Annotated in this window: 15 protein-coding genes; 7 read left to right on the forward strand and 8 right to left on the reverse strand. The window is 56.9% G+C overall.

All coding sequences use genetic code 11. The features are described 5' to 3' along the window. The 4 genes from PV433_RS33845 to PV433_RS33860 form a co-directional block, all read right to left on the reverse strand. Nucleotides 1–2206, reverse strand: a 2206-nt coding sequence (locus PV433_RS33845) for a hypothetical protein (protein WP_332076337.1), incomplete at its 3' end; no start/stop codon positions are given. 126 nt (nt 2207–2332) lie between these two features. Beyond that, on the reverse strand, nt 2333–4777 hold the full coding sequence (gene pheT / locus PV433_RS33850; protein WP_332076338.1) for a phenylalanine--tRNA ligase subunit beta: 2445 nt from the start codon (nt 4775–4777) through the stop codon (nt 2333–2335). Between the two features lie 30 nt (nt 4778–4807). Then, entirely contained in the window at nt 4808–5842 is a 1035-nt protein-coding gene (gene pheS / locus PV433_RS33855) for a phenylalanine--tRNA ligase subunit alpha (RefSeq protein WP_332076339.1), read from the reverse strand. A gap of 725 nt (nt 5843–6567) precedes the next feature. Next, entirely contained in the window at nt 6568–7464 is an 897-nt protein-coding gene (locus PV433_RS33860; RefSeq protein ID WP_332076340.1) for an AraC family transcriptional regulator, read from the reverse strand. Nucleotides 7465–7671: 207 nt separating this feature from the next. Here PV433_RS33860 and PV433_RS33865 point away from each other — a divergent pair, with 207 nt between their 5' ends. From PV433_RS33865 to PV433_RS33890, 6 genes are all read left to right on the forward strand, one after another. Continuing rightward, nucleotides 7672–8523, forward strand: a complete 852-nt coding sequence (locus tag PV433_RS33865; protein ID WP_332076341.1) for an ABC transporter substrate-binding protein — start codon at nt 7672–7674, stop codon at nt 8521–8523. Then, a complete protein-coding gene (locus PV433_RS33870; RefSeq protein WP_332076342.1) occupies nt 8472–8951 on the forward strand; it encodes a hypothetical protein in 480 nt (159 codons plus the stop codon). The genes PV433_RS33865 and PV433_RS33870 overlap by 52 nt, the downstream gene beginning before the upstream one ends. Nucleotides 8952–8978: 27 nt before the next feature. Continuing rightward, nucleotides 8979–9836, forward strand: coding sequence for a sugar phosphate isomerase/epimerase family protein (locus PV433_RS33875; RefSeq protein WP_332076343.1), 858 nt, complete (start codon nt 8979–8981; stop codon nt 9834–9836). A gap of 47 nt (nt 9837–9883) precedes the next feature. Beyond that, entirely contained in the window at nt 9884–10579 is a 696-nt protein-coding gene (locus PV433_RS33880) for a histidine phosphatase family protein (RefSeq protein WP_332076344.1), read from the forward strand. Nucleotides 10580–10782: 203 nt separating this feature from the next. Continuing rightward, complete coding sequence (locus PV433_RS33885; RefSeq protein ID WP_332076345.1) at nt 10783–11442, forward strand: LysE family translocator; 660 nt, start codon at nt 10783–10785, stop codon at nt 11440–11442. Nucleotides 11443–11579: 137 nt separating this feature from the next. Then, complete coding sequence (locus PV433_RS33890; RefSeq protein WP_332076346.1) at nt 11580–12770, forward strand: MFS transporter; 1191 nt, start codon at nt 11580–11582, stop codon at nt 12768–12770. Nucleotides 12771–13007: 237 nt separating this feature from the next. On the opposite strand, the gene PV433_RS33895 is transcribed toward PV433_RS33890, so the two are convergent. Next, complete coding sequence (locus PV433_RS33895; RefSeq protein ID WP_442951608.1) at nt 13008–14327, reverse strand: MFS transporter; 1320 nt, start codon at nt 14325–14327, stop codon at nt 13008–13010. A 299-nt stretch (nt 14328–14626) separates the two neighbouring features. Here PV433_RS33895 and PV433_RS33900 point away from each other — a divergent pair, with 299 nt between their 5' ends. Next, complete coding sequence (locus tag PV433_RS33900; protein ID WP_332076347.1) at nt 14627–15415, forward strand: AraC family transcriptional regulator; 789 nt, start codon at nt 14627–14629, stop codon at nt 15413–15415. A gap of 697 nt (nt 15416–16112) precedes the next feature. Here PV433_RS33900 and PV433_RS33905 read toward each other — a convergent pair. From PV433_RS33905 to PV433_RS33915, 3 genes are all read right to left on the reverse strand, one after another. Continuing rightward, complete coding sequence (locus PV433_RS33905; RefSeq protein WP_332076348.1) at nt 16113–17426, reverse strand: TolB family protein; 1314 nt, start codon at nt 17424–17426, stop codon at nt 16113–16115. 534 nt (nt 17427–17960) lie between these two features. Then, entirely contained in the window at nt 17961–18149 is a 189-nt protein-coding gene (locus PV433_RS33910; protein ID WP_332076349.1) for a hypothetical protein, read from the reverse strand. Nucleotides 18150–18191: 42 nt separating this feature from the next. Next, entirely contained in the window at nt 18192–18815 is a 624-nt protein-coding gene (locus PV433_RS33915; protein ID WP_332076350.1) for a YcnI family copper-binding membrane protein, read from the reverse strand. Between the last annotated feature and the right edge of the window lie 20 nt (nt 18816–18835).

Here is an 18835-nt window from a genome sequence, read left to right on the forward strand (position 1 = left end):
GCGCCTCTTCGACCTTGCGCACTTCCTCCGCCTTCTGACGCTCCTGCTTCGCCAGCTCCTCCTGCAGCGCCTGCTCCGCCTGTAAACGTTGCTGCTCTCGCTTCTGGCGCTCGGCTTCCAGCAATTGTTCGGCCTGCCTGCGCTCCTGTGCGAACTTCTGACGCTCCTGCTCCGCCTTCAAGCTCTCCATTTCCAGCGCCTGCAAAGCCTGCTCGCGCTTGCTCCGCTCTTCTTCCAGCGCCTGCTTCGCCTTCACCCGTTCCTGCTCCAGCACCTCCTCGGCACGAACCATTTCTTCGACTAACGCCTGCTCGCCCTTGCGCACTTCCTCCGCCACCAGCTGCTCCCGCTTCGCCTGCTCTTCGTTCAGTGCTTGCTCTGCCTGCAAACGCTGCTGCTCCTGTTTCTGGCGCTCGGCTTCCAGCAATTGCTCGGCCTGTTGGCGCTCCTTCGCGAATTTCCGACGCTCCGCTTCCAGCGTCTGCAACGCTTGCTGACGTTCGTCTTTCGATTTAAGCTTCTCGTTCTCCAGCGCTTTCAGCAGCTGTTGCTTCTCCTGTTCCGCCTGAAGCCGCTCCGCTTCCAGCGATTGCAGAGCTTGCTGACGCTGCTGCTCGGCCTGCTTGCGCTCGTTCTCCAGCGCTTCAAGCAACTGCTGACGCTCCTGCTCCGCCTTCTGACGTTCCGCTTCCAGCGCCTGCAACGACAATTCGTCCGCCTGCGTTAGCTGCTGCTGCCACTTGCTCCGCTCTTCCTCCAGCGACTTTGCCGCCTGGTAACGCTCCTGCTCCAACGCTTCTTCGGCGCGCAGCATCTCCTCGACGAGCGCCTGCTCGCCTTTGCGCACTTCCTCCGCTACCAGTTGCTCACGCTTCGCGCGTTCCTCCTGCAGCGCCTGCTCCGCCTTCTGACGCTGGCGTTCGGCTTTCTCCCGTTCCGCCGCCAGCTCGTCCAGCACCTTTTGACGCTCCTGCTCCGCTTTCTGACGTTCGGCTTCCAACGTTTGCAGCGACAATTCGTCCGCCTGCGTTAGCTGCTGCTGCCACTTGCTCCGCTCTTCCTCCAGCGACTGCGCCGCGCTAAGCCGCTCCGCTTCCAGTTCCTCCAGCACCTGCTGACGCTCCTGCTCGAACTGCTTGCGTGCGGCCTCCATAGCCTCCAGCACTTGCTTGCGCTCCTGCTCCAGCTTCCGGCGCTCCGCTTCGAGCAACTGCTGCGCCTTCTCGCCCTCCTGCTTCAGCGTCTGCTGCCACTTGCCGCGCTGCTCCTCCAGCGTTTGCTGCGACTTCTTGCGCTCCTCCTCGAGCGCCTGGGCTGCTTTCTGCCGTTCGTCAAGCAGCAACTGCTCCGCTTTCTGCCGTTCCTGTTCAAGCGCCTGCTGGCCTTGAAGACGCTCCTGTTCGATCGTCTGCTGGCCTTGACGGCGCAGCTGCTCAAGCGCCTGCTCCCGCTTGCCCTTCTCTTCCGCAAGCGTCTGCTCCAGCTTCTGCGCTGCCTTGGCGCGCTCTTCCTCCAGCGCCTTCCGTGCTTTGCGCTGCTCCTCTTCGAGCTGGCCCCGGCTTTGCTGACGCTCTGCATCGAGCGCCTGCTTCGCCTTCGCATTCAACTCCTGAACCGACTGCTTGTGCGCTTCCTGTTCGGCTACGATCTGGGTCAGCAGCTGCTCTTCCTGCTCCTTCATCAACGTCTGCTTCAGCTGGAACGTTTCCTCCATCTGCTGCTTTTCTTCCTGAAGCTGCGCAATCCGCCCGGCCGCTTTCTGCTCAGCCGCCTGTCTGCTCTGCCGCTCCGACTCGAGCTCGCGCTCGCTTCGTTCGGCACGCCCGCGCAGCTGACCGATTTCAGCCGCCAGCTCCCGTTCGCGCTCCCGCAGCTTGTTCGCCTCCTGCTCAAACGACTGCTCCAGCAGGCGAAGCTTCTCTTCCAGCTCCGCGCACCGCTGATCGGCACCCCGAAGTCCTTCCATCTGCTGCTGAACCTGCTCCAGTGACGACTCGAGCTTAAAAAAATCGTCCGCCATATTAACAGCCGCCAGCACGGCAAGCCGGGGCGTATCCAATCGCGGAAACACTTTGGCCGTATTGTGCATCTGCTCGTCTACATAAGAGGCAACCTTCTTGACATAACCGCTGCTGGAGCTGCCCATCAATTTATATTCTGTTCCGTATATATCGACCGTGACTCTAATTTTATCGCCCGTACTCATAATAGGCACACCCTTTCCAACCTATACAGGTTCACGGATCATGTCGAAAATTGACGGGTTGCGGCGGAAAAAGAAAAAACCGTCCCCATCGCTTATATCATTCGATGTGAACGGTCTTATTTCCTTCTATTTGCGCAGTTCTGCGCCGAATGTTTGTTCAAGAGCGGCTACAACTTTGCCGTGCTGCTCTCCGACCTCTTCATCGGTCAGCGTGCGCTCCGGATGACGGTACAGAAGCGCGAACGCCACGCTTTTCTTCCCTTGTCCGAGACGCTCTCCTGTATAAATATCGAAGACGTCGATCGATTCGAGCAAGGCGCCTGCAGCCGCTTCGACGGTTTGCCGGATATCGCCTACTGCAACGCCCGAATCTACGACGATCGCCATATCGCGTCCGATCGCCGGATTTCTAGGCAACGGCTTGTATTCGATGCGGAAATCGGCACGCTCCATCAGCGGCTCCACTTCCACCTCGAGCACATACGTATCGTCCAAATCTTTGGCCTGCTGCAGCTCCGGGTGGAGCTGTCCGATCCGTCCGATGACGCGGGCTCCCGCCCCTTCACCGATCGTGATCTCGGCCGTCCGCCCAGGGTGGAATCCTTCCGGAGCGGCACTCTTGTAACCGACCGACTCCAACCCGAGGTAATCGGTCAGCTTCTCGAATACGCCCTTCATATCATAGAAATCAACCTTGTCGCCTTTATGCCCCCAGTGCGCCGGAGCGCGCCGGCCGGTCCAGATCGCCGCCAGCATCAGCTTCTCCTGCGGCAGCGTCGTCAGTTGTCCTTCGGACGTGACGAACACGTTGCCCAGCTCGTAGATCGACACATCGTCCACGTTGCGGTTCCGGTTATACACCGCCGTGTCCAGCAGGTGAGGCACGAGACTCGTCCGAAGCACGCTGCGCTCCTCGCTCATCGGCATCGACAGCGCGATCGGCTTCGCTTCCGGATACATGCCGCTATACTTTGCGATCGGCTCCGGATGCGTGAACGTATACGTAATAACCTCGTGCAGCCCGCTTTCGGTCAACAATCGGCGAATGACGCGGCGGAGCGACTGCTCGCGGGTCAGCGATCCCGGGGTCGTCGCGCCCATAATCGGAGTCGAAGGAATGTTGTCATACCCGTACAAACGGGCGATTTCCTCGATCAGATCGACATCTCTCGTAATGTCTCCGCGGCGCATCGGAATGCGGACGTTCAGTTCTCCGGCTCCCGGCTCCTCGAAATTGAAATGAAGCCGGTTCAAAATCACTTTGACTTCCAGCATCGCCAGTTCCGTGCCGAGGTAACGGTTGATTTTCTCCAGTGTGATGTGCACCGATACGGGCTCAGCTTCCTTCGTTACAGCTTCGACGATCCCTTCGTTCACTTCGCCTCCGGTCAGCTCGGCGATCAGCGACGCGGCACGGTTCAGCGCCGGAATGACGGCCTCCGGATTCGATTCCTTCTCGAAGCGCAGCGACGCTTCCGAACGGAGTCCGAGCTGGCGGGACGTCTTGCGGACGATCGCGCCCGCGAACTTGGCCGATTCCAGCACGATCGTCGTCGTATCCCGCGACACTTCCGAATTGGCGCCGCCCATAACGCCGGCAAGCGCGATCGGTTTCACACCGTCCGTAATCAGCAGCATGTGCGGCTCCAGCGTCCGCTCGTTATCATCCAGCGTGACGAGCTTCTCGCCTTCGCCAGCCAGACGAACATCGATGCGCCCGCCTTCCAGCAGATCCGCGTCGAACGCATGTAGCGGCTGACCGTACTCCAGCATCACGTAGTTAGTGACGTCCACAATATTGTTGATCGGACGAATGCCTGCAGCCATCAGCCGGTTTTGCAGCCATAGCGGGGACGGTCCGACCTTCACCCGGGCAATTCGCCTGGCCGCATAACGGCTGCACAGCTCAGCCGCCGTAATACCGATGCTCAGATGGTCCGATGCCTTCGTTTGGGACGGATGGAGACCGATCTCATCCTTCGGCAGCTCGACGTTGCGGCCGAGGATCGCCGCAATCTCGTAAGCGGCGCCGATCATGCTCAGGCAGTCGGACCGGTTCGGGGTCAGATCCAGTTCCATCACTTCGTCATCGAGGCCGAGCACTTCCAGGATCGACTTGCCGACCGCCGTATCTTCCGGCAGCACGAGGATCCCTTCCTGCTGCTCTTTGGGCAGCAGCTTGTCATTCAGGCCGAGCTCCTTGGCCGAACAGATCATTCCCATCGATTCGACGCCGCGCAGCTTGGCTCTTTTGATTTTCAGATCACCCGGCAGCTCGGCGCCTACGAGCGCTACCGGAACTTTTTGCCCGGCCGCTACGTTTTTGGCTCCGCAGACGATTTGCAGATCTTCGCCCTGTCCGGCGTCGACCGTGCATACGCTCAGCTTATCCGCGTCGGGATGTTTCTCCCGCGCTTTGACATAACCGACGACCACGTTCGTGACGCCTTTGTTCCGATTTTCCACGATATCGACTTCGATCCCGCTGCGGGTCAGTTTCTCCGCCAGCTCCGAGGCGGTATACCCTTTCAGATCGACGTATTCGGACAACCATTGATAAGAGACTTTCACGTCCCGTTCACTCCCTTTCTCGGCTTCTCGTTAAATGTGCACAAACTGCTTCAGGAACCGGATATCGTTCGTATAGAAATGGCGGATATCGTCCACGCCATACTTCAGCATCGCAATGCGTTCAACGCCCATGCCGAAAGCAAATCCGCTGTATTCGTTCGGATCGTAACCGGACATCTCGAGCACGCGCGGGTGCACCATGCCGGAACCGAGAATTTCCAGCCAGCCGGTCTTCTTGCACGTCCGGCAGCCGTGGCCGCCGCACATCATACAGGAGACGTCGACCTCGGCGCTAGGCTCGGTGAACGGGAAGAAGCTCGGACGCATCCGGATGCGCGTCTGCGGACCGAACATTTCCTGAACGAACTGGAGCAGCGTACCCTTCAGGTCGCTCATCCGGATATGGCGGTCGATCACAAGCCCTTCGATTTGCGTAAACATATGCGAGTGCGTCGCATCGTCGTCGTCGCGGCGGTATACCTGGCCCGGGCTGATGATTTTGATCGGCACCGCGCCCTGGCGTTTCTCCATCGTACGAATCTGTACCGGGGACGTCTGCGTGCGCATCAAAATTTCGTCAGTAATATAAAACGAATCCTGCATATCGCGCGCCGGATGATCTTTCGGCAGATTGAGAGCCTCGAAGTTATAGTAGTCCTTCTCCACCTGCGGACCTTCGGCTACCGAATAGCCCATGCCGATAAAAATGTCCTCGATTTCCTGAATCACCTTGTTGAGCGGGTGAACCGCACCGTGGGCAGAGCGGCGGCCCGGCAGCGTTACGTCAACCATCTCCGCCTTCAGGCGGTTGGCCGTTTCGGCCTGCGCATATTCGGCTTGCTTCGCTTCGATTACTTCCTCGATGGCGCCGCGCACCTCGTTGGCCACTTGACCGATAACCGGACGCTCCTCGGCGCTTAATGCGCCCATGCCCCGCAAAATTTCCGTAAGCGGACCCTTTTTCCCCAAATATTTGACTCTGAGGTCGTTCAGCTGCTGGGCGTTCTCCACCCGCTCCAGCTCCTGCAGCGCTTCCGTCTTCAGCGCAAGCAATCGTTCTCTCATTGTAGCTCCTCCTTCTTATAGACCCCGCACGGTCATCCATGATTCAGGGTCGTGTACGGCAGTTCGGTTCGGACTGGCCAATAGTTAGCCGGACGAGGACGATGCCGATCGGAAACTTGGAAACTTTCGTAAAAACACAAAAAGCACCTTCATCCCTGTAAGGGGCGAAAGTGCCGCGGTACCACCCTTGTTAAGACGAGCCGTTCGGCTTCGGCATCATCCGCTAATCGGCAGATGCCCGCATCCGCCGCATGCAGCAGCCGGATTCCGTAAGGCGAAGTCGTCTTCGCTTTGCCGGGTTAACGGCCCGGGACCGGTTCCCTCTACTTGCCCGTCCGCCTATATCCGGTGCGCGAATCGCGCCGTCTGGCGGAAGGTTTCAAAGGACTGCTCGGGAGCGAACTTCGGCAGCCTGATTCCATAGGAGCACTCTCAATCTCCGGCGCTCCCTCCCTGTAAGAAGGCGTCTGCTTACTTTTCTCCGTCGTCGCATTTGCATATAGCCCGCCTTTGCCTCTTGTACAAGGAAAGACAGATTTAACTCGTATTATATGCAATATCGTACAAAGTTGCAAGGCGGGATCTCCCGGGGAAGCCGTTAGCGGGCAAATCGGCGGCAAACGGACCGGATGACTTTGCTTGAACGCATCTGAGTAACTGCCGCGAAATTACCGCCCTGTTTGGCGAATAGCTGTCAGAGCCGGGAAGCTTCCGTAATCACCCCTTCAGTTATCCGTCTCCGCCTCCAGCCGGTTGTCCGGCTCCTTGCCGGGTCCCGCCGCCATCTGCTTGCGCACGCCGTTGGGCGACCTGCCGTATTTGCGGGTGAACGCCCGGGTGAAGGAATAGATGTCGGGATACCCGACCGACAAGGCGACCTCGGTAACGGATAGCGGGCTCTCAAGCAGCAGCTGCCTGCCTTTGTCCAGCCGGATCTGAATGATATAGTCGGAGGGCGGCTTGCCCACTTCTTTCGTGAAAATTTTGGACAGATGCGTGCGATGCAGACGGACGTACTTCGCCACATCCTCCACCGTAATTCGTTCCGCATAATAGGCGTGTATAAAGTCGAGGCTTTTGCGCACCCAGTCGTTGTGCGTCGGCTGCGGCTCGTAATCCCGCTCCGGCAGCAGCTTGCTGAAGATGCTGTACATGAGGCTGTACATCGTCATCCGGTGTTTGCGGCTGTTGCCTTTGCACCACTCGAACATTTGGCGCAGAACGATTTCCATATCGGGGTCGAGAGCCCCTCTCCGGTACGGCTGCTCCTCCGAAAATCCGGTCATAACCAGCATGTCGCGGGCCTGATGGCCGTCGAAGGTCACCCAGGTCATCCGCAGCGGACGGTCGCCGGGCACCATTTGATACGAATAGATCGTATTCGGGAATTTGCAGAAAATATCGCCCTTGCCGAGAACGACCTGCTTCCCTCCATAAAAAAGCTCCACCCGACCGTCGCGGATAAAATGCATATTGCCGTACGGCGTCTGCCGCGGGCCGTTCCTGTAATGGTCCTTCGCAATGTTATGTCCGATCCGTACCGGCCAGACGCCGCCAAGCTCTTCGAAGCCGTCCGGCTTATAAAACCATAAATCGACGAACTCCACCGCGGTCTCCTGCATCGGTCTGCCCCCTTATGAAAGCGCTCCCCCTACGAAATGCCAAAAAGAAACTACCTCGTGATATTCCATAAAACGACGCAGCGGGCTATGCTTCAGATAACGGCCGTCGCACGTATGTCATGTTTTATCGTATCTGTTTTTATTCACGGTGTACAGATGGAAACCAAGCGGGAAAACGTACGATCCTTATATCGGAGGGGTTCACTTGTGAAAACGTTCCATACGGTTGCGATAGCGCTTTCGCTAGGCGTGCTTGGGCTGACCGGCTGCTCGTCCGGAGGCGGCGCGGGCTTCGGAAAGGCCGGCAAGCCGGCTCCGGGGAAAGATCCGGACCCGTTTACGCTGAAGCTGTTCACCCATCAGCCGATGACGGCCGATGATTTCCGCCTGCTCATAGCGGAGCCCGTTAAGAAGAAGTATCCCTATATCACGGTAGAACTTCTCGAACACAATGCCACGATGCTCGAAAACGCCGTCGCCTCCAAGGAGCAGATCGATCTGATTACGATCTGGAACGGCAACATGAATCCGAATAAAGGGCTCGGCCTGTTCGAGGACATTACGCCGCTGGCCAAAAGCGAGCAGTTCGATCTCACCCGGTTCGAACCGGATGCGCTGAAAACGCTGCGGACGCTGGGGGACAACGGAGAGCTGTACGGCTTACCGTACAATATGCAATTTAACGCCCTTTATTATAACAAAGACCTCTTCGATAAATTCGGAGCGGCTTACCCTCAGGACGGCATGACCTGGGACGACGTGGTTCAGCTCGCGAAGCGGCTTACCCGGATCGACGGCGGTATCCAATACAGCGGGCTGGGAATGGATTCGTGGACACGGCCGGTGTATCCGCTGTCGCTGATCCCCGTTGACGCCAAAACCAACGCGGCTGCCGTTAACAGCGAACCGTACCGTAAAGCGTTTACCCTCGGCAAAATGATTTATTCGATCCCGGGCAATGCGCCGAATTTTTCGACGAACGAGTTCATAAAAGAAAGAAGCAAGCGATGCTGGCCAGCGTCAACCTGCTCGACCTGCTGTCCAAGACGGAAGGGCTGAACTGGGATATCGCCCAGTTTCCGAGCTACAAGGAAAGTCCGGACGTGTTCGGCATGTACGATCTACACGTCATCGCGGTCACAAGCATGAGCAGGCACAAGCAAGCGGCGATGAAGGCGCTCGAGGTGCTGTTCTCGGACGACAACCAGAAAATCAGCACGCGCAAAACCGGCCGCATCCCGCTGCTCACCAATCCGGATATCCGCAAGGAGTTCGGCGCCGACAATCCGGCTCTGAAAGACAAAAAGCTAAACAGCATCTTCAAAAGCAAACCCGCCTCCGCACCCCCCTTCTCCAAATACCAGAGCAAGGGAAGCGAAATTACGCTGAAGCATTATAAAGAGTTTCTGGCGGACAACAAGGATTTGAACACCATGCTGCGGGATGCCGAGGAAGAAATCAATCAATTCATCAAAAGCCAGCAATAATCAAACACGTCCCGGGAGGGTTCTAAAATGAACGTGTCTACTTCGCTTAACGTATTCGATGCCAGCGTCTCGCGGCCGGAAGCGGTCCGCAGGTGCGCCGCGACAGGATTCGCTTCGCTCGATATGAACTATTGGGATTTCCAGAAGGATGTGCTGCGGATGAGTCCGCAGGAGGAGGAAGCTTGGGCGCGGGACATCCGCGCCAGCGCGGACGCTCACGGCGTCCGGTTCACCCAGATGCACGGACCGGTGCACGGACCTTGCTTTGCGAAGCTTGCGCTCGATCTGGGCCTGGACGATTACACGAAGCTGGTCGAGAGGTCGCTGCGTACCGCAGCTATACTGGGCGTGCCCTGGGTCGTCTTCCACCCGACGAACGTAACCGGGGAGGAGGGCGAAGCGTACCGGGACGTGCTGGAGTTCAACGTCGGTTTTTACCGGAAATTCATCCCCCTTTTGGAAGCGACCGGCGTAGGCATCGCTCTTGAAAACTTGACCGACCGGCGCCATATCCGCTCGTATTTCTCGCTGCCGGAGGAACTGGCCGAGCTGATCGACACGCTCAATCATCCGCTGGCTGGCGCCTGCTGGGATACCGGCCACGGACACCGGCAGTCGGTCAGTCAGACGGCCGGAATCAGAACCCTCGGCACACGTCTGAAGGCTACACATATTCAGGATAATGACGGGGTAAGCGACCAGCATATATTGCCGTATCAAGGAACCATAAACTGGACCGAAGTGGTTCAGGCGCTGAGAAGCGTCGGTTACGAGGGGGATTTTACGTACGAGACGCACAACAGCATTCGCAATCTGCCTGACGGTATTCGCGACTCCGGCCTCCGGTATGCGCACGACTTGGGCAACTATATCCTTTCCTTATAACTCAAACGATATAGAGAAAGAGAATCCATACTACGGGAGAGAGAAGCATGAAAATTTATTTGATCCGGCACGCCGAGCCCGATTACCCTAATCATACGATTACTGCGGCAGGACATCTCGAAGCGCAGGCACTCGCGCACCATCTGAAGGAGACCGGCGTCGACCGCATCTATTGCTCGCCCGTCAACCGGGCTGTTCACACGATGCGGTACACCGCCGATCTGCTCGGATTGGAGCCGGTTATCGAGACGTGGACGAGCGAGCTGAGCTGGCAGGCTCCGGATTCGCAAGGCCGGCCGTTGGCGGCTTGGAACATCCCGGGCGAAACGGTGCGCGCCGCTCCCCCGTATCCCGACGGCGACAAGTGGCCGGGACGCGCTCCTTACCGGGAGTACGCCGGATCTTACGATTCACTCCAGCGCGACTCGGACGCTTTTCTGCAGCGTCACGGCTACGAACGGGAAGAAGGCCGCTACCGGATTCGGGAATCGAACCGGGAATCGATCGCCGTGTTTTGCCATCTCGGCTTCGGGCTGACTTGGCTGTCCCATTTGCTGGAGCTCCCTTTTCCGCTCGTGTGGAGCTCGTTCTGGCTTCCTCCCAGCTCGGTGACGACGATTTTATTCGAGGAACGAAGCGAGCTGTGGGCGGTCCCCCGCTGCACCGGTCTCGGCTGCGTCGCCCATCTGCATAAGGCGGGGCTGCCCGTATCGTCCATGGGGCTGCTGGCCAACTTCGACTAACCGCTTCGTTCCTCCGGGCTGTACAGGTGACGGGCAAGCGTCTGTCTCTCTTCCGATGAGGGGCCGGCTGCTTGCCCGTTACCTGTTACCTGTACCCTTTGAACCGCTTGACCGATGATGCCTCTACACCCATCCTCTCTTCGTGTATAATACGCTCATCATCCAGATTCGACAAAATGCCGCAAAGGAGCTTCACCACTGCCATGAACGTTTGGATTCCGTTTCTGCAAGGCTTCTTGTTTTCGTTATCGTTATGCCTCGATCTCGGCCTCGTGAATGTCGCTATCCTAAAAACCGGCATCGAACAAGGCTTTCGCCCTTCCTTCGCGATCGGTTTCGGCTCGTGCTTCGGCGACTTGTTTTATATAACGCTTGCTCTGATCGGCGTCAGCGTCATCTTCGAGATCACGTGGGTCAAACGGACGTTATGGATCGTCGGCACGATCGTCCTGCTTCTGCTGACGGTCAAAATGCTGCGCGACAGCCGGAAGCCGAAGCAGCTCCCCACTGGCGGCCCCTCGCATCCTGTATCCGAAAGCCGAAGTCTGCTTGGGCTATGGCTGACCGGCGCCGGACTGACGCTAGCCTCCCCGACCGCGATCGCCTGGTTTGCCCTCGTAGCCGGACCGATCGTCTCCGGGATGAATATCGGACGCGGCGCCGGACTGATCGCTTTCGTTTCCGGTTTTTTCGCCGCCGGACTCCTCTGGTCCCTCTCGCTCGCCTGGATCGCCAGCGCAGCCGGTTCCCGGGTCGGATCGGGATTTATGCGCGTTTTGTCTGTTTTGTCCGCTCTGCTGTTTCTGTACTTCGCGATTCGAGTATTTTGGGACGGCTGGCTCGATATTCGTCATACCGGGTGATCAGATCGTCCATGTTTTTTGCGGGAGATGTCCATATGTTTTCACCTCCGGCGGGAGTACACTTACGGTTATAAGCTACTTTATCCTTGTCCTTATTCACCTTAAGGAACCAGCATAATCGGAAAGGACACATTCCTATGAAGGCGACCAACCGCATTTACCTGGATGCGATGCTGCAAAATATTAAAAGCGTCGCGTTTTTCACCTTTCTCGGCGTGCTAATCGCACGTCTGGGAGCCTCCGACTTCGAAATTGCGCTGTCCAATTCGCTGCCGGCTTTGTTTTGCGCGTTGTCGCTGGCTTTTCTGACTCGCCAGCTGCCGGTTACGCGCGGGGTGTTTCTAACGAGCGGTTACGTCCGTCAGTTCGCTTTTATCTGTATGGCGCTTTCCATCCTGCTGCCGAATCCGATCCCGGTGCTGCTCGTATTCTGGAGCATCAATGCCGTATCCGTCATCGTCACCTCCGCCCAGCAGCCGGCCATCCTGCGCCGCGTCATCGAGCCGGACCGGTTTCCCGCCTTGTTCAGCCGGATCAAGGTGATTGCGCTGTTCGTTACGACGACCGGAGGATTGCTAATCGGCTTTGCACTGGATGCTTTCGATTCCTACTTTCCATATAATTACGTCGTCTCGATGCTGATCGGCTGTTTGTCTACCTTTGCCGGGATGTCGCTGATCGCCAGTCTGGCGCCAAGAGAAAAAACGAAAATCAAGTTTCAGCCGATCCGGCTGTTCCGGGAGTGCGATCGCAACATTTGGTGGATGGCGCTTAACAATGCGGGAATCTTTATGACCCCTCCGCTGTTCACGATCTATCACGTCAAAATTTTGCATTTAAGCAACTCGCAGATCGCTTTTTTCGTCGTCACGTCCGGCATCCTCTCGGCAGTTTCGCTTCCCTTCGTCCGCCGTCTGATGGAACGGTTCGGCACCGTAGGCATCTATCGCGCCGCCTTGCTCGGAATGATTGTGTGTGCACTGCCGTACGGATTGATTGACCGGTACTGGCTGCTTGTCGCCGCGCAGGCTTGGACGGGCTTTATGCTGGCGGTAAGTGAAGTGTCGACGCAGACGATGATGATGGAAGAAGCCGGGAAGCATAAAGCCGAGATGGCCTACTTCTCCGACTTCCAGCTGGTCATGCAGCTCGGCATGGCGGCCGGTCCTCTAATCGCAGGCGCGATGCTGGCTGCCATGCCTTTGTGGGCCTGCTTTATGCTCATAGCCGTGCTGCGCCTGGGCTTTTTCCTGTCTCGCCCGCTGTTTCCCCTCAAAGGAAAGCGGACGGAAGAGGACGGGGACTCCGTAGGGCTGGCAGCGAGATAGTTGATTTACTCTGGTTATCTTAGCCCTTGAGCTCATGAGCTTTTGGGTTTATGGTTCTTGGTTCTTGGTTCTGGCTCTTGGTTTTGGCTCTTGGTTTTGGCTCTTGGTTTTGGCTCTTGGTTTTGGCTCTTGGTTTTGGCTCTTGGTTTTGGCTCTTGGTTTTGGCTCTTGGTTTTGGCTCTTGGTTTTGGCTCTTGGTTTTGGTCGGGCTCCAGGCTTCTCTCCCCCGGCTCGCTGCTACTCCGGCTGAAACTTGCGGTCCTTGGGCAGAAAGTAGGCGACGGCTCCCAGCAGAGGCAGGAAGGCACAAAACTTCGTAACGAGCGTCACACTTGTTAGGTCGGCCATCCACCCGAGAGCGACGGAACCAATTCCCGCCATGCCGAAGGACAGACCGAAGAACAGACCGGCTACCGTCCCGACTTTACCGGGCAGCAGCTCTTGCGCATACACAATAATGACCGAGAAGCCGGACATCAGGATCAGGCCGATCGGAACGCATAGCAGCATGGCGACTGTCGGGCTCGCGTAAGGGAGCAGCAGCGCGAACGGCGCCGTCCCGAAGATCGAAAACCAGATGACGGTTTTTCGGCCGATTTTATCGGCTAGAGGACCGCCCAGCAGCGTTCCGAGCATCCCGGCGAATTGCAGGATGAACAGACAGACTTGCGCCTGCTCCAGCGGTAATTGGTACCGCTCCATATAATAAAACGAGTAGTAACCGTTCATTCCGGCCAAATAGACAAATTTGGAGAATAGCAGCACGAGCAACACTCCGATCACGAATGCCACTGTCCTGCGGCTTGGCTCCGCATACGTAACTGCGCCCGGATGCGTGACTTCGCTTTTTACTTTGCCCGGCACGTTTCCGGTCTCCGCAATCTCCTTCTGTCCGGACTTGGCGGAATCCGCCCGGTTTTGATGCTCCGCCCTTACTCTTGGCCTGTACCAGCAGCTGACCCCCACCTGAATTGCCATACCGGCTACGGCGAACAACGCGAGCCATAAGAAACCACGCTGACCACCAGGGACCAGAATGAGCGCAACCAGCAGCGGCGCCAGCGCCTGCCCTGTATTGCCCCCCACTTGAAACACCGATTGCGCCAGTCCTCTGCCTCTACCTGCCGCGAGGTGCGCAACCCGGGACGACTCCGGATGCAGGACGGATGAGCCGATTCCGATCGCGATTACGGCCAGCAGCAAAGCGGTCATTCCGGTAGAATAGGCGAGGACGATCATCCCCAGCAGGGAAAAGGCCATCCCCGCCGGGAGTAGGATCGGCATCGGTTTCTTGTCCGTGTAATATCCGATCAGCGGCTGCAAAATCGAAGCAGTCACATTTAGGGCGAACGCCACCCATCCGATCTGGCTGAAGCTCAAATTCATCTGCTGCTGGAACAGTGGAAATCCGGCCGGAATGACAGTCTGCATCGCATCGTTTAGCAAATGCGCCGTACTGACCCCGACCAAAGCGTACATCGAATACGTGCGGGTCCGCTTCGCCGCCGCTTGGACTTGCGTTTGAACTTGTGTCTGGACTTGCGTTTGCGGGTTCATCTGGTTCTCTCCTCTCCTATGACTAATAGTGCGAGTTCAAAAAGTCCGGTTTTCAGCACCGAGAAGATGGGATGAAGCAAGGAAATGAGGAGCGGAGCGTAGTGGAAGCTACGTGAGCACCGGAAGTTCCGGCTGAATTCCATATTCGATGTCGAGTAGGCTTCCTGATCTGCTTCGTGATCAAAAGTGGACTTTTTTGAACAACCTCTTATAGAGTAGAGGCTGGATGGCGCCGCTGTCGCCGCGATTCGTGCTCCGTAATTCCGCAACTTTTGCTATACTGTCCATAGGTGATCGATATGTACATGCGAATCTCTACGGACGAACTCGAATTGTGGAGAATAGAAAACGAATTTACGAACCATCCCCACTCGCACGACGAGCAGATTCAGATTACGATTCCGATTCAGGGCACTTGCCATTTTACTCACGAGCAGCGGAGCTATTCGCTCGATTCGGGCAACTCGCTGATCCAATATCCTCGGGAAAACCACCATTTTCGGATTGGCGGCGATTCCAGCGTCATTATCATCCAGCTTCAGGCGGACCGGCTCGAATACAATAACCGGCCGGTCGAACTGATGCCGCGTCATTATGTAGATCCGCAGGACGTACTGGGCCAATTCCGCGATTGGACGAGCCGGCTGCTGGCCCGAGATCCTTCGGACCGGCTGTCCGTTCAGGAAACCGAGTGCAGCGTCGTTTCTTACCTGAGCCGCGTTTTCGGGGATAGGTCCGATCCGCTCAGCGAAAGACCGGACCGCCGTCTCATTGTCTCCGACCCGTATATGACCCGTGTGCTCGACTATATTCACGATCACTTCCGGACATGGATCAGTGTCGACGATCTGGCTGCTCTCGCGCTTCAGAGCCGCTACCACTTTATCCGCTCGTTCAAGTCCGCGACCGGCATGTCTCCTTATCAATATGTGATGCATACCCGGATCGAAGAGGCGAAGCGCAAGCTGCGGTCGACCTCCATGTCGGTAACCGAAATCGCGATGTATCTTGGATTCTCAAGCGCCAGCCAGCTGTATCGCGCCTTTATGAACGCGGTTGGCACGACGCCCGAACGGTATCGGAAGTGAGGAGGACGTCCGGGGAAAACACCCGTATCAACGAAAATCGCCTGGCGATCCTTGACGAGCAAGCCATTTTGTGTGGAGAGAAATAGGCGCTTTCCTTCGCACTAGTCGCCCGTTGATCAGACTAAAGGGAAAAACTCGAGATGTCATGCGGCCCGTAAAAAGCGTTCATGTGAGCAGATGTGTTCTGCTTCGATGAAACGAGATGCGTACGGGCTATTAACAAAATAAGAGTCTCTAGCGAGGCTGTCGATTCATTGTGGACAACCGAGTGGAAAGGGAAAAGATTACCTTCTGGCGAGTTTTGTCTGGAATCCCCTACCTTACAATCCTTATTCAATCAAGGGATTCCGGACAACCTGTTTGAGCAGAAGAAGGTAACTTTTCACTTGCAACGGCCTGCTAACACTTCTACACATTGAATCGACAGGCTCTCTAGCACCGTCTATTTTCGGCATATAGGGATGTCAGACGCGGATAGAGGCGATTTGTACCTTTTATTTCTGCCAACAGATGGGGAGTGTACCATTTTCGTGGATTTTAGCAGCTCCAAACCACTCTTATTCCGTGTCCAAGCCGGTTTTCGGACAAAATAAGGGGTACGAACCGCTCTTACCTTCTAAAAAAACGGCCGTCCCTTCAAGAACAGGGCCAACCGTCTACTTAAAGCTACTTGCCGTACTTGCCGCTGCTTACCACTCTACCGATCCCCGTACCAATCGATCGTCTCCGCCCAGTCGAAATGGCCGTAATAGTCAGGCGCGACGTCCATCTGCCCGATCCATTCCCGCTCGCTGGAGCCGCCCGGCCCGCCGATCCAGACCGAAGCCGTCTCGCGGTTCGTCCGAATCCACGACAAATGCCGGGAAGACGGGATATAGACCGGATTGTAATCGCCGTTCGTTCCTTGCGGGGATGTAAGAACAGCCGACGTACCGTTCTCCGCGTCGACTCGGGCCAGAAACGGCTGCGGCGCACCCGGTTGAAGCGACGAGCCTCCACCCGCACCCTCCTGAATCCGGGAGACGACGATGGACTTGCTGTCCTCCCATACCGGATCGCGGTCCGCTAACCCTTGCGGCGTATAAACCGACTGTTTGCGAAATGGCGGGCGTTTGATAGTGAGCTTCTTGCCTGTCGTCGCATCGCGTCCGCTGCCGGCGATGAAAGCAAGCGTATCCCCGCTTGGCGACCAAGCGATCCAATCGTTGTACCTCAACATGTCACCCGCCGGAATGATTTTCTTGCCGTTCCGGAACATGACGCACAACGTGTTGCTGTCAGCCGACAACGAAGCGGTTGGTTGGGCAATAAACGAGATCCATTTCCGGTCGGCCGACCATTGAAACTCCCCTGTTCCTACTGCGAAAAACGATTTCGATTGGCTCGGAATGCGGACTAACGGCATCGCCTTCTGCATCTCTCCGCCGTACACGAACGGCACTTCATAGATGGCAATATCCGACCAGCCGTCCGGCAGTAGCTGAGCATTGGTGGAGACGAGAAATCCGCCGCCTTCCGGCAGCCACGAGTAATTGCCTACGCCCAGCGCCGCATTTTGAAATTTCTCTTGCTCCGCTTTGTTCACATCCGTCACCTGTAGCACTTCTCCATCCTGAAAAGCAAGCAGGTTGGCAACCGGCGACCACTGATAGTTCACACCGCCTCCAACTTCGATTCGCTGGCCGGACGCCACGTGAAGCAGCCGGATCGTCCGCTCCCCGGACGTATACGCCAGCCATTGCCCGTCCGGCGACCAAAGCGGCCGATGCGCCTGCTCGCCTTCCGTCAGTGGGCGTTCCTGCTCGCCGGACTGCAGCCATATATCGCCTTGCCGCACAAACGCCGCCTTTAGCGGAACTTCCCCGTCCCGGGGCAGCTCCGCATATCTCGCCGCCAACGCAGCCGCCCCGCCCGTCGAAGCCGGAATCGCTCCCGGCAATGACACGACGATCATCATAACAGCCGCGAACAGCAGCCGTACAGCCGACCCGAACCGTTTGCGATCGATCATAGATCATCCCTCCTGCAAGTCACCTAAAAAAGATCTTTCCAAAAAGATCCTTTTTAGTATCCTCGCAAGGGCGATTCTTATGCAGACGACGAACATGAGCAGCGTTATTCGCCTCAATGGGCATCGACAATACCGTATGCCAAGACCACTAACGGACATACGTGCAGCTTAGAACAGAAGAAATGAAAGATTCCCTGGCTAACGGACAAAAGAGACGCTAAGCCTGCTCAAATCCCCGTTTGAGTGGAATAATCTACTCCTTAGGCGCCCTGATGACCGTTAAATTGAAAAAACAACTGTTTTATGCTTCTAAGCTGCCGTGATGTCCGTTACCAAACCCTAACCGGAGCTGTCTCCTAACCAAAACTAAAACTAAGCCCAAACCGGAACCCAAGCCAGAACCAGAGCACAAGCACCAAACCGGCCCAAGCCCCAAACCGGAGCCCAGCCCCAAACCGCAGCTCTACAGGCCCAAGCCAAAGAAAAAGCCCCAGGCATCCCGAACATGACTCATTGCTACCATCTGTTCAAGCGTCACAACTGCTGTTTCGCCAAAAGAATATACACTGCAGTTGGCGACTCATCCAGCACTTCCAGCACTTCCGGCACTTCCGGCACATCCTCCACGTCAACCTCACCATAGGCGCCGCACCAGACCAAAAACCCGTCCCCAAGCAAACGCTGCTTGATGGACGGGCTATTGGGACGGGCTCTATGCCTCAACTTTATTGCTCATACTCTACGCCTCAAACAATCTCCTCTTACTTACTTCGCCTTCCGGGTAAGCGACACAAGCAGCGACAAAGCACCCAGCACGACCGCCGCGATCGACAAGTAAAGTGGCAGCTTCGATTCGGAGCCGGTGCTTCCAGCCTCTTCCGCCGGAGCGGCTCCCGTATCGTGACCGTGCGAGTCGGCTCCGGCCGCTGCGGCCTTCACCTTCGTCACCGATGCCGGCTTGTCGGAGCCTTCGGCTCCCACCCACTCGACCACGCTGTTGTCTTTGTAGGTTTGGTACGCTTTCCAGGACAAATCTTTGGCATCCTTCTCCACCTTGCCGGACATTTTGAAATCGCCGAATTCGGTAGCGCCAAGCCCTTCGCCCGTAGCCGTCCAGATGACGCTCGTAATCTTGCCGGATGCGTCCTTGGTCAGGTCGTATTTCCATCCCGCTTTCGGCTCGAAGCGCGAAACGGTTACCCCTGCCGGAAATCTCACTTCCACCTTAACCGTCGCAATCTCTTTCTCGTTCGGCACCCGCACTGTAAATACTTCATATTTATTTTGCGCCGTCTCGTTCGGCAGCACGGTTACGTGAGCGTTGGCCACGCCTGCAAACAGCATCATCACCAGCAGGCACGCCGCGATCAGCGACCCTGTCTTCTTCATCTTGCTTCAACCCCTCTCGC

The organism is Paenibacillus sp. GYB004, from assembly GCF_036577605.1.
Taxonomy (GTDB): Bacteria; Bacillota; Bacilli; order Paenibacillales; family NBRC-103111; genus Paenibacillus_AB; species Paenibacillus_AB oceani.